The organism is Geobacter sp. AOG1 (genome assembly GCF_019972315.1).
In the GTDB taxonomy this organism is placed as follows: domain Bacteria; phylum Desulfobacterota; class Desulfuromonadia; order Geobacterales; family Geobacteraceae; genus Geomobilimonas.
On the sequence record NZ_BLIZ01000001.1, the window covers coordinates 3,179,411 to 3,191,891 of the forward strand.

7 protein-coding genes and 1 pseudogene are annotated in these 12,481 nt (G+C 55.2%); 1 reads left to right on the forward strand and 7 read right to left on the reverse strand.

Going from position 1 to position 12,481, the window contains the following annotated elements; translation table 11 throughout:
• The 6 genes and pseudogenes from LDN04_RS17005 to amrS all read right to left on the reverse strand — a co-directional run.
• A pseudogene (locus LDN04_RS17005) lies at window positions 1-2,420 on the reverse strand (putative Ig domain-containing protein); the annotation flags it as partial.
• 101 nt (window positions 2,421-2,521) lie between these two features.
• Window positions 2,522-3,514 (reverse strand): peptidylprolyl isomerase, encoded by a 993-nt coding sequence (locus LDN04_RS14505; RefSeq protein ID WP_223912104.1) that lies wholly within the window; start codon window positions 3,512-3,514, stop codon window positions 2,522-2,524.
• A 21-nt stretch (window positions 3,515-3,535) separates the two neighbouring features.
• Window positions 3,536-5,047, reverse strand: coding sequence for a S8 family peptidase (locus LDN04_RS14510; protein ID WP_223912107.1), 1,512 nt, complete (start codon window positions 5,045-5,047; stop codon window positions 3,536-3,538).
• 90 nt (window positions 5,048-5,137) lie between these two features.
• Window positions 5,138-6,592, reverse strand: coding sequence for an IPT/TIG domain-containing protein (locus LDN04_RS14515; RefSeq protein ID WP_223912110.1), 1,455 nt, complete (start codon window positions 6,590-6,592; stop codon window positions 5,138-5,140).
• A 619-nt stretch (window positions 6,593-7,211) separates the two neighbouring features.
• Window positions 7,212-9,377, reverse strand: coding sequence for a PAS domain S-box protein (locus tag LDN04_RS14520; protein ID WP_223912113.1), 2,166 nt, complete (start codon window positions 9,375-9,377; stop codon window positions 7,212-7,214).
• A 176-nt stretch (window positions 9,378-9,553) separates the two neighbouring features.
• On the reverse strand, window positions 9,554-10,567 hold the full coding sequence (gene amrS / locus LDN04_RS14525; protein ID WP_223912116.1) for an AmmeMemoRadiSam system radical SAM enzyme: 1,014 nt from the start codon (window positions 10,565-10,567) through the stop codon (window positions 9,554-9,556).
• 387 nt (window positions 10,568-10,954) lie between these two features.
• On the opposite strand from amrS, the gene LDN04_RS14530 reads away from it, so the two are divergent.
• On the forward strand, window positions 10,955-11,107 hold the full coding sequence (locus LDN04_RS14530) for a hypothetical protein (protein ID WP_223912118.1): 153 nt from the start codon (window positions 10,955-10,957) through the stop codon (window positions 11,105-11,107).
• A gap of 267 nt (window positions 11,108-11,374) precedes the next feature.
• On the opposite strand, the gene rodA is transcribed toward LDN04_RS14530, so the two are convergent.
• Window positions 11,375-12,475, reverse strand: a complete 1,101-nt coding sequence (gene rodA / locus LDN04_RS14535) for a rod shape-determining protein RodA (RefSeq protein ID WP_223912121.1) — start codon at window positions 12,473-12,475, stop codon at window positions 11,375-11,377.
• Window positions 12,476-12,481 lie beyond the last annotated feature (6 nt).

Consider the following 12,481-nt stretch of genomic DNA (forward strand, 5'->3'; position numbering starts at 1 on the left):
ATCAGCACGGTCCCGGCTGCAGGGGTGTAGGTGAAGGTCCCGGCTACCCCACCACTGACCGTGGCATTCAGCTGGGTGGTGGAGAGTGCCGTTCCGTAGGTGATCGCCGCCGGAGTCACCCAGGTGATAGTCGGCGTGGTCTTGGTTACTTGGTTTATAGTGAGCGTAAACGACTTAGAAGTGCTTGCCTTGTTTGTATCCGTAGCCGTGACGTTGAAAGTATAGGTGCCAGAAATGGGGTTAGCCCAAGTCAGTAGGCCAGTCGAACTGATCGTAAGTCCCACCGGTTGGTAGAGAAGGCTAAAGTTCAGGGGATCCTTGTCGGGATCGCTCGCGTCGATTTGAAAACTGTACGTGGCCGCATCGGTCCCCGAAGCAAGGGACGTCGTAGTGATCACCGGCGGCCTGTTGACGTGCGTGACACTCAGCACGAAGTTCTGGCTAACGGTCCCACCCTTGCCGTCGCTGACAGTCACCGCAAGAGAATAACTCCCCGCTACCGGGGCAGGCCAACTGATGACGTTACCACTGAGAGTCATCCCGGTTGGGGCTCCGGAAAGGATATAGGTCAACGGATCGTTGTTCGGATCGGTGGCGGTGACGGTGTACGTATACGCAACAGTATCATTTACACTGGTTACCGGAACACTGGTTATCGTAGGGGGACTATTGGTTACTCCCACGGTGATGGTAAACGATTGAGTTGCGGAGAGATAACCGGTATCCGTAGCCTGTATGACAACGTTATTTGCGCCGACCTGGGTTGCCTCAGGGGTCCAGGTTATAACCCCAATAGCTGGGTCAATTACCATCCCCGCGGGGGCGGTCGGAAGACCATAGGTTACTTTGTCCCCCTTGTTCGCATCGGTTGCGATGGCCATATACTTATATGACTGTCCAGCCGTCGCGCTTGTTACCGGGGTAGAAACAAATACCGGCGCTACGTTGATATACGCGATGAAGAGCGTATAGGTCTGGGTCGCGCTGAGCGAACCGTCGCTCACTCTCACCGTGATGGTATTGTTTCCGGTTTGGGCAGAAGTCGGCGTCCATGAAACAAGGCCGGTGGTCGGATTGATCGTCATGCCGGTGGGGGGCGCATCAAGGGAGTAAGTAAGCGTAGTGCCGGCATCGCCATCAACAGCGGTCACCTGATAGCTGTAGGGCTGTCCCTCCGTGCCACCCTTGACCGGAGAGGAGGTAATTGCAGGGGGGTGATTGCAGAGCACCAGTTTTGCGCTCGTGCTCGAAGGGAACGCCTCGTTGCTGCTGAGTTGGGTTGTCATGGTGAAGTCCGCGGCGGAATTGACCATGAATGTTCCCTGGACCGTCTGCTGCACCGCGCCGCCAGCCAATTGGGGGATACTCCATTTGACCATGCCAGTGGCGGCATCGTACGTCCCACCGTTCGTCGCCGAAGACAGAGCCACGTCCCGAGCAAGTTTCTCGGATATCAGGATGTTATTGACAGGAGTTGACGTGTTAAGGGTATTATCGAATGTGTACGTGTTGGTGAAAGTCTGACCGTAGTTGACGCAGCTGCCTGCCGTACTCTTGGCCAGATAGAGCGATTTGGTCGGATAGAATTCGTCCGTAATCGTGAATGATGTCGGAGTTGCAGAGTCAATCGTCAGGTCCCACTGGAGGGCAAACTGTGTATCTCCATTGGAGGGATACGGTCCAGCAAAGTTATCGAGGTCGTACGGAGTGGCCCCGTTAGCCAGGGAACCCAGAAACTGGCTGCTGTCGATTCCATACCGACTGGGAGACACCGTCGCCCTCTCGACCAGGGTAGTCCCTGCCCCGACAGTATCTGTCACAGTAGCGAAATTGGCCTGGTATGCTCTGCCACCAATAATCGCTGCATTCTCGGTGACATTGCGGCCGGTCTTTATATCGTAATCCGAATAACTGAAGAGATGGAAGTCAAGGGGAGCGCCGGAAAGATTCGTGATGACCACTTTCTTGTTGAGCGTTGACCGGCCGGTCACTCCGCCGATCAGCTCATAGGTGACAGCCATCGAAAACCTGCCGGCCTTCTCGGTAAAAGTCAGGGTTACGGATGAGGGCGTCTGGCTAGTAGTCGCAACGGTAAAAAGAGCGGCGGGATCAAGTGCATCGCCACTCACGGGATACTCCGGCGATGTCGTTCCGATCCGATAGTAAAATGCCTGCTGGACCATACGTTCGACGCCATCGGCTAACCAGGAATAAACACCAGGACTTCCTCCCGGCAACGAGGAGTCGTCGAGGATCACCGTTGAGTTCCCGCTGGTAAGAGTCCAGTCTGCAGCATGCACAGCTGGAGCAAACACCACTGCCAGAAGGAGACAGAGTGCCAAAAACATTCCTTTGATGCCCTTTTCAAAGTCCATTATCCGTACCTTTTCCCTTTCGATTCCTCTACCGTTCCAAATCATTCAGCAATATAAAGATCACCAATTCTTCGATCATCCGGGAACTACTGTGGTTAGCACTGCACAGCGAAACCTCAGAGGCGACATCACTGTTCGTTCCTCACTTAGGGGAAAAACACCTTTATATCCGCCTTCTTTTTCAGGTCGACGACGTGGGCGGTCAGTTTCTCGGCTTCCAGAAGTCGACGAAGATAGCGTTCAATGAAATCCCTGACGTCCGAAAACTGGCGTACGACTTCGGGCTTTCTGTCGATGACCTCGATCACGTGATACCCATAGGGTGTCTTGACCGGGCTGCTCACCTCACCAGGTTGCAGCAAAAATGCCGCAGCTTCGAACTCTGCGGGCATTTCCCCACGGGTAAAGTAGTCCACGACGCCACAATTTCCCTCGGAAGAGCAGCTGGCGACCTCCCTGGCCACCGCCTCGAAATCTTTCTTGCTCACCAACAGCTCACGGATCGCACAGGCCTGCTTGTAGGCATTTTCAACCTGTTCTCCGGAATTATCGCCAAAGAGAACAAGAATATGCCTGACCTTAATCTGCTCCGGAATGAGAAAGCTTTTCTGATTCTCCCGGTAAAACTTCTCCACTTCTTGATCGGGTATGGCGATCCCGGTGATCTTGCTGCTCGCCAGATATTCGTCATAACGAACCCCGGCGCGCAGTTCAGTCATGAAAGCATCGAGCGTTTTGCCTCTCACCTGAAGGCTCTTGAGAAACGCTTCTTCGTTGGAAAACTTGTCTTTGATTTCCTGCAGTTTCTTGCTCACCTTGGCTTCACAATCGCCGACGGAATGCTGCTGGCTTGCCTGCCGGAGAAGTTCTGCCTCAATGAGGGAGTCGAGTCCCTTTCTCCTCTGGCGGTCATCCAGTTTCCTGGGGTCCCGCGCAATACCTGATGATTTCCCTTTATGCGCCAACGCGGCCAGGTGGGCATCCAGAGCATCTTCGTAAATCGGCACGCCATTGACGGCAGCAACAGTTTTCTTCGTTTCCTTCACATCATCTGCGTAGACAAACGCCGGGAAGAGATAGCCCATCAACGCCAGCCCCGTCATCATGAACCCATACCCGATCAAACGCCGAATCCGCATCCCTCGCCCCTTACGTCCCTGTTACTGGTTGAGCCTCGTTATGGTGAGATCGGCCGATGCTCCGACTTCACCTCCCGGGAAAAAAGCGAGCTCCGTTTGCACTCCATCGAGAGCGACCGAGAAGGTCACTTCCTGAAGTGCGGAACTGAACGAATACGAGTACAGCTGTGCGAATTTGAAACTATCTCCTTCGGCAGCCTTGGCCACTATCCGCTCCAATCCGCCGTTCTTGATAACCATCGAATAGTTCCCTTTACCGAGGATAATGGATTGCATGTCTCGTTTGGGTGATCTGCCCATTCTCACCAGGTGAAGACGGTAGCTTTCCGAAGCAGCTGTAGCGGCTGCAAGGTCCACCAGCCCCCAACCGAAGTACTTGTCACGTCCGGGGTCTCCCAGGTCTTTTGCCGTGGTGGCAAGTTTCGCCCTCACTTCGTCGGCACGGCTGCCGTCACCGTTCCCGTCTGCTATTCCGGTCGACAGGAGCACCGCCGCGGCACCGGCCACATGGGGAGCCGCCTGGGACGTACCGCTCAGAAGCGCATAGCCACCACCGCTGACCGTCGACTTGATAAAGGTCCCTGGCGCGGCCAGTTCAACTTGAGAGCCGTAGCTGGATGCATAGGGCGCTGCAAAAACGGCACGCTGGTCGTTCTGGTCGGTGGCCGCAACAGCGATGACGGAATCAAACGCAGCCGGAACGGAAACGATTTCCCTGTCGTCGTTGCCCGCTGCTGCCACCAGGACGATGCCGGCCTGGTAGGCCATGTCGCATGCATCCTTGAGCGGCTTGAAATAGTCGGGATAGACGGAATAAATATCACCGGAGTACCCGATGCTGAGATTGACCACATCCATCTTGTTGTCAATGGCCCACTCAATCCCCGCAACCACCATATCCATATCCCCGCCGGTGTTGTTGGCACCGAAAACCTTCACCGCATAGAGCGAAGCTGCCGGCGCCACGCCGACAACGCCGGTACCGTTATCCCGCGCCGCGACGACTCCGGCCACGTGAGTGCCATGGCTCTGAAAATCGTCGTCATATGGGTCTGAATTATTTGCAACAAAATTGTATCCACCCCGATAGTTGTCCTTCAGATCGGGATGGTTGTAGTCAATTCCGGAGTCGACAATCGCGACCTTGATTCCCGCTCCCTTGAACCCGCGGGAAGCAGCGGTATCAGAACCGATCCGCAGCACCCCCCAGGAATCAACATATTCGGGAGACGCAACACTGAGCGGTTCAACCGGCCGGATCAGGGTAAATGTAATATTGTCGACAACATAGGCAACCGAGGGATCTTTCTTGAGGCGAGCAATCTCCTCCTCGGGAAGTTCAGCTGAAATGGCGGAAATGTGCCGGTGAGTCCGGTGAATACGCCCCCTGGCACCATGCACCAGATTTTCTTCGTGCGCCGCCGGGGCGCGATGGAACCCGATGATTACGTTCTTCGTGGCTGCAACAGCGTTAATCGGCAGGAGAAGCAGCGCGCCCGTTACTGTCACAAGCAGGGTGCGTAAAGCATTCATGTGCGACCTCATGATCGATAGGATACAACCATCACCCGGATAAAATGGGGGATAGGGAGTGATTTCTCCCTATCCCCGCGACATCAGAAACTACCGCTTGGTCTTCTTGGCGGCAGCAGTGACAATCCTGCTGACCGGTCCGTAAAGACTCTTCACGGTGGCAGTGCTGCCAGCTTTGAGGACGGTGCTCGTGACGACAATCTTCGTGTCACTCCAGTACACGATCGCGCACTGGCTGCCATCGGGTGCGAAGACGCCGAGGCCGGTGCTCACATCGGTGGGCGGAGCCTTACCGAAGCCACTGCCGGTAATGGTGACGGTGCTGCCGCTGACCGTAGCGGCTGTAATGGCGAGAGGTGGAATAACGGCAATTCTCGTCAGGTTGCTCTGCTTGTCGCCCTTGACAACGAGCAGGTCGTAGGTACCGACCGGGAGAGCCGGGATGTTGGCCTGGATCTCGCTTACGGTGATCGAGGTCGGCTGGACGGTGACCGTGGTGGTGCCGTTCGTCAGGGTGACGGACGAGGTGAAGTCAATCCCGTTGCTCTGGTTGGTGAAGCTGCCACCCGTGATAGTGAGGGCGTTTTGCTTGTTGGCGATGAGCGCCCTGGTGCTCACGTCGCTAACGAACGGAACAATGGCGCCGGCCGGAGACGGATCGGTCGCATACTTCTTGAACGTACCGTGGCAGCCCCAGCAGTCAAAGTCGTTACCAACGTGGCCATAGCCGAGCGGCATGGCGCCCGGAACGACGTTTGGACCGGTTACAACCTGCCCCTGAGGATTCTGGATGTTGTGGAGCGACTTGACGCCGTGGCAACGCTCGCAGGTCCGGATGTCGAGGAAGGTGGGATCACCGGGCTGTCCGCCGTGGCACCAGGTGCAGTCGCCGACAGCAATCGGTTGGCCCGTGACGGAGGTCGGAGCGCCAAGGCCGGTGCCATGGTGCGTATCGGCGTTGCTCTTGATGTCCTTCGGCCCGACGTCAGGAGCAGCAAGGGCAGCCTGATGACATGCCATACAACCGCCGTAGTTCTGCGGGACGGCGGGGTTGTTGCCGCGCCACTTGGTCTCGGGTGTCACCGAAGACTTGGCATAGGTCGGGATGTAATGGTTGTCAAGCGGGTTGTCGATGAAGCTGCCGTGGCAGAACTTGCAGTCCTGCTGCTGGGCAGCAGTTGTAATATGGTGCGGGGTCTTTGAGTGGCAATTGAGACAATTCCTGAAGTCGGCGAAGGTAAACCCGCCGGACCCGTCGGGAATCAGCTGATGGCAGCCGGTGACTGGGGAGGCAGTTGGGTCGCCATAACAGCTCAGCTGCCGCGGTGGCAGCGTCAGGTTGTGGTGGCGCGGAACGAGGACCGCATCACTGACGTGGCACGGGGCACCCTGCAGACAGTCCGCTCGGGTCAAGGCTGAGAACGTGGTGTCATAGATCCCTCCGTTCTGGTTGACCGGAGGGGGCGGAACCTTCGCCCAGTTCACGACAGCCAGACCGAGCACGATTGTGGCGGTCAGCGTCATGCTTAAAAGAATTTTTTTCATGCGTATTGCTCCTTTCTTGGGTAATGAATCTTTTTTAGTTATGGTAGTAAAGAATTTCAGAGACCCACATCACCTCCCTTGACAGGTATATTTTGCAGATACGAAGCCGTTATTCATCACACCATGGAAATGATGAACGGACTCCATACTGCCGTGCATTCACCCCATGCCCTGATACATCAAGACACGTATGCTCACGAACGCAGCATGGTCGGCGCTTGATCGCAAACACCAGACACCGCGGTGGCAGAAGTACTTCATTTGCTCTTTGCAGAGGTATTAGGGGAATCGTTTCTACGGCTGGGTTTCACAGTGGTGCGGACCGGAAGGAGGGAAGATTCGCTGCCCAGACTCCATGCATTAACAAATACAAATGCGTTATACCGGCACATTCTAGTCGACACTGGAGCTTTGTCAATAAAAAAATTTTAATGTTTATATGTTAACTATTTAGCCGCGAGTCGTAACGTTATTGTTCAAACCCTGGCACATAACGCGCTGTAATTTCTGTTTGTTTTTGGAGAGGGCTGCAGAATACTGAGGGGCGGGAGGATTATCGCGGAGGTTAAAATTACGCGTTATGGCAGGGAAGCGAACGCTTCAAAGGAATAAACTGAGGTCAGGGCAATGGGGAGGAATTCGCTTGCTTGAGGGTGAAGTAAAAGGTTGCGCCCCTACCAACCTCCGCTTCGGCCCATATGTTACCGCCGTGGCGCTCGATGATGCGCTGGACGGTTGCCAGTCCGATCCCCGTGCCGGGGAAATCCTTCGAAGCATGCAACCGCTTGAATGGCGTGAAAAGCCCGTCGGCATCTTTCATGTCAAAGCCGGCACCGTTGTCGCGAACGAAGTAGACGGTCCCACCTTCACGCTCGGTGACACCGAATTCAATCCTGGCTGTAGGGGTGTTCCTGGAATATTTCCAGGCATTTCCCAACAGGTTTTCCAGGACGACTTTCATCAGTCGAGGGTCACAGAAGGCCGTCATGTCGGTGGCAATGACGAATTCAACCTTCCGTTCAGGCCCGGTCACATTTAGGTCGGCGACAATAACCGCTGCCAGACCGCTCAGATCGACTTTCTCCATATGCATCTCGCTTCTGGTAACCCCGGACAGACCGAGGATCGCCTCGATCAGCTCCTCCATATGCTCGCTCCCGTCGCAGATGGCATGGAGGAGCATCCTGCCGTTTTCGTCGAAGGCCTCGCCGTACATCTCGACAAGGGCCTGCCCTGCCACATAGATACGAGTCAGGGGAGAGCGCAAGTCGTGGGAAAGGGTATAGCTAAAAGCCTCAAGCTCCCGGTTCGACGCAAGTAAGTCCAAAGTCTGTTGCTGCAAGACATCGGCCTGGGCCTGGAGGGCCTGTTCCGCTTTCACGTGCTGTGTCATATCCCTGACCACTTCGATTCCGGCGATGATCTTTCCTCCCGAGTCCCGCAGCGGCGATGCAGTGACCTCTATGGGAGTGCCCGAAGGCAGTACCTTAATCAGCTTATGAATGCGCCCGTCCTTATAGCACCGAACAACAGGACACCCCTCGCAGATATCGTCATTGCACGAGTAGGCCTGGTAACAGTAGCTGCCGATAAAACTGCCGCCGACGATATCCTGGTGGACCTGGTTCTGGTACAGCACCTTGAAATCGAGGCTCTGAATGCTGACGCCTTCACCCATGGCGGCAATAATGGCATCCGACTTGTTCTTCTCCTCTTCTGCACGGTTCTTCGCCTCCAGGAGCTCCGTATTGACCGCGAGCAGGGCGGTGGCCCGGTCCGCAAGGTCGTGGCTGAGCGCCTCGTTCTCCTGCTCGAACCGCTTCTGCTCGGTAATATCCCGGGCGACGGCGATAGTCCCCCCTCTCTCGATACTGGTGAGTGATATTTCCAGAGGAAAAGTGCTGCCATTCTTCCGCTTGCCGACCAGTTCGCCGCGCCACCTCCTGTCACGCAGAAACATCGGCCTGTTTTCCCGCTCGTAGCGTGCCAGTTCTTCGGGGGAGAAGAGAATCCGCCACGACGTGCTCAGGAGCTCGCCGGCCGACTCAAATCCGAAGAGCCTCCCAAAAGACTGGTTCACGTAGATGAAGCCCCTGGTTTCGTCAAAAATGGCGATTCCGTCCATAGCGGCTTCCATGGCAGCCTGCTGCAAACGGAGTTTCTCCTCGGCCTCCCGCCGTTCGGTAATGTCCCGGATTGACTCTATACCGGCAATTATGGTGCCGCCGGCATCCCGCAAGGGGGAGGAAATAATCTCCACATGACGCATCCCCCGCTCCGTAACGGCGCTCGCCTCACGACGATGGCAAAACCCATCGCTGAAGGACTGGACCAGATGACATCCTTCGCACACGTCGTCCTTATGCTGGTAGGCCGTGTAGCAATACTCGCCCACATGCTCTCCCATAAGACTCTTGTGGGCCTGATTCTGATAGAGAACCTTCAAGTTGAGGTCCTGCACACTGATTGCATCACTCATGGCCGAAAGGATTGCCTCCGATCGAGCCTTTTCCTCCTGGTACTTGTCCAGGGCCACATGCAGCGCATCCTTCAGCCGGGCCTGCAGGCTGGCCACCCGCCAGACGTACCACACGACAACTATCAGCAGCCCTGACACCATGAGACGCATAATCACCTCATGGGCTACGACTGCTGAAGCAAAGGCTCCCTTCTTGAAGATGAGGGTGTCAAATACCCCGTCGACAAGCCAAAAAGCGGCAAGGAGCACGACGCCAAACAGGACGAATTTTTTCCAACTAAAATTGTTGTCCTGCTCTCTGTTCATGAATCACCGATTTCACGATGGCTACTGTTCAGAAACGTTATGAGCATATTTCAATTTCAGCCATTTGACAACCTCAATAAAAGATAACGCCAAATATCATAATCTGGGCCACAGAGAAGCGACACACTCAAAATCTGTTGTGGTGACTACCATATCCAGATGGCAAAGGGTGCGCCTTAATCCCAGCAACCTGCCAGACGCGTAGTGCAGCGGGGACAGACCCCATCCCGTAATTCATTGTCACTTATGGCATACCCTGCACGTCGTATCACCAGCTCGCCACAACCGGGACAGTAGGTACTCTCCCCCTCCCCCGGCACATTTCCCTCGTACACGTAGCGTAACCCCGCATCCAGCCCGATCTGCCTTGCCCGGCGCAGGGTGGCCACCGGCGTGCGGGGCCGGTCGGTGAGCTTGAACGTGGGATAGAACTGGCTCACGTGCCAGGGGGTGTCCACGCCGACCTGTTCAGCAATGAAGCTGGCGATCCCCCTGAGATCCTCGTCCGCGTCGTTCCACCCGGGAATGATGAGTGTGGTCAGTTCGATCCATATCCCTGACCGTTTGTACTCCATGATGGATGCGAGCACTTCGGCCAGCATGGCATGCACCACCTCGCGGTAAAACCGGTCCGAAAAGCCTTTGAGGTCGATATTGGCGGCATCCAGGTAAGGGCGGATATGGGCAAGGGCTTCGGCAGTGATGTAGCCGTTGGTGACGAACACGTTTTTCAGGCCTGCCCTGTGGGCAAGAACCGCCGTGTCGTAGGCATACTCGAAAAAGATCGTCGGCTCCGTGTAGGTATAGGAAATGGAGCGGCAACCGGCATCCAGGGCCTTCTCCACGATGAGCGCAGGCGGCAGGTCGCTGCCGGTTATCCGGAGGGTATTCCCCTCCGCCGGCTGGGAAATTGCGTAGTTCTGGCAGTGGAGACAGCGGAAATTGCACCCCACCGTGGCAATGGAAAAGGACCGGCTCCCCGGCAGGAAGTGGAACAGCGGCTTCTTTTCGATGGGGTCCACATGCTCGGCCACCGCCTTGCCATAGACCAGGGTATAGAGCGTTCCCGCACGGTTCTCCCGTACCCCGCATATGCCACGCCCGCCATCGCCAATCAGGCAGCGAAACCTGCAGAGACCGCATCGGACCTTGCCATCTGTCAATTTTTCGTAGAACATCGCTTCTCGCATGACGGATCTCCTTTCGCAAACGAGAAAAGTATATCAACACCCCCGCAAATTACAGCGAATACAAACCGGTGTTTATGATGCGTACCTGGAAAAAACTTTCACGACGACGACGTTTTTACCGTGACTAAAACAAATCTTCCCATCGAAACGCCACAATCTTGTTATATTCTCATTTTTAGCTTTTATTTTAAACAGTTAGGCATGACCAACGAATTTTTAACAGGAATTTTGTGCACTTACCCATAATAACGATTTGCCAATCATTGGCCATTCACTCGCAAACTATTGTTTTATTGAACTTTTTACACAAAATACCTCTTGTGCATAATTTTTAGGTTCATTATAGTGATATGAAAACAAGAATATTTTTTATGAAAGGAAAACCCGATGAACTGTCCCATCTGCAACAACAGCACCGGCATCGAGATCGACATGCATTCGGACGGCTATGCCAGGGACATCATGGAGTGCACCAACTGCAATGCGCTCTGGATCGCCGACACTGAAGACATCGTCCTGCTCAACAAGCACGTCGCCTAAACTATACCGTTCGCAGAACAGACCGTATCGACTCCGCACAGTGGTAGTGCCCAGGGGGAAGAATTCCCATGACGCACCAACGACAAAGGCCGCTCCCATGAGGGAACGGCCTTTGTGTGTGACGTAATACCAATTTCAGATCAAGGATGAAATCAAGGCGGCGAGGATTGAGGCGACGCAGGCGTACAGGCAGTACGTTGAGGAGCCGAAGACGAGCCAACGCAGATAGCGCCTTGATGTGGAATTGGTATAACAGGCAATAAGCCGTCAGAACATGAAGCGGCGCATGCTGATATTGAGAAGGATTCCTACCCCGACCATGGAGGTGACCATGGAAGTGCCCCCGTAGGAAAAGAACGGCAGCGGCACGCCCACCACCGGAAAGAGCCCGATCACCATCCCCATGTTGACGACGACATGCCAGAAGAGCATGGCCGTCACCCCCACTGCCATCAAGCTGCCGAAGCGATCGTTGCAGCTGCTTGCAATCTGCAGCCCCCACAGGATGAGAAACAGATAGAGGAGAAGCACCACCATGCAGCCGAGGAATCCCCATTCTTCCGCAAAGACGGAGAAGGCAAAGTCCGTATGCTGTTCGGGAAGAAAGCGGAGCTGGGTCTGGGTTCCCTGCAGATATCCCTTGCCGGCCAGCCCCCCCGACCCGACGGCTATCTTGCTCTGGATGATGTGGTAACCGCTTTTCAGCGGATCGCGCTCCGGATTGAGAAAATTGAGTATCCGGTTTTTCTGATAATCGCGGAGGACGAAGTGCCAGGCGAGGTAAATTGAAGGAAGAGCAGCCAGCAGCAACGAGACAACCGTCGTCCAGCGCAGCCCCACATAGAGGAGCATGGAGCAGGCGATGAGCACCACAAGGATGGCAGTCCCCAGGTCGGGCTGTTTCATGATAAGGAGCGCCGGCCCGCCGAGCAGGAGTACCGGATAGAACAGCTCGCGGAGTGTGAGCCCCTGGAAAACGGGGTAGCGGCTGAAAAAACGGGCGTAGGTCATAACGATAACGATCTTCATCGGCTCCGACGGTTGGAGAGTAAACAGACCGAGATTTATCCAGCGGGTCGCCCCCATGGAGGTCTTGCCGACAAGGAGAACCACGACGAGGAGGAACAGCACGGCACCATAAAACCAGAAAGCCACGTCCTCCAGCATGTGGTAATCAATGCTGCATATCATGACGACGAGAAACAGGCCTGCCAGTATCCAGTAGAGCTGTTTGATGAAATACGGAGTGGTCACAACCGTGTAGGACGCCGCCGCACTGTAGATATTGAAGACCCCGAGTGCGGCGATCAAAAGGATAAGACCGAACAGTGTCCAGTCGAAATTGGTAAACAATCGTCGATCAATCATGCCTGC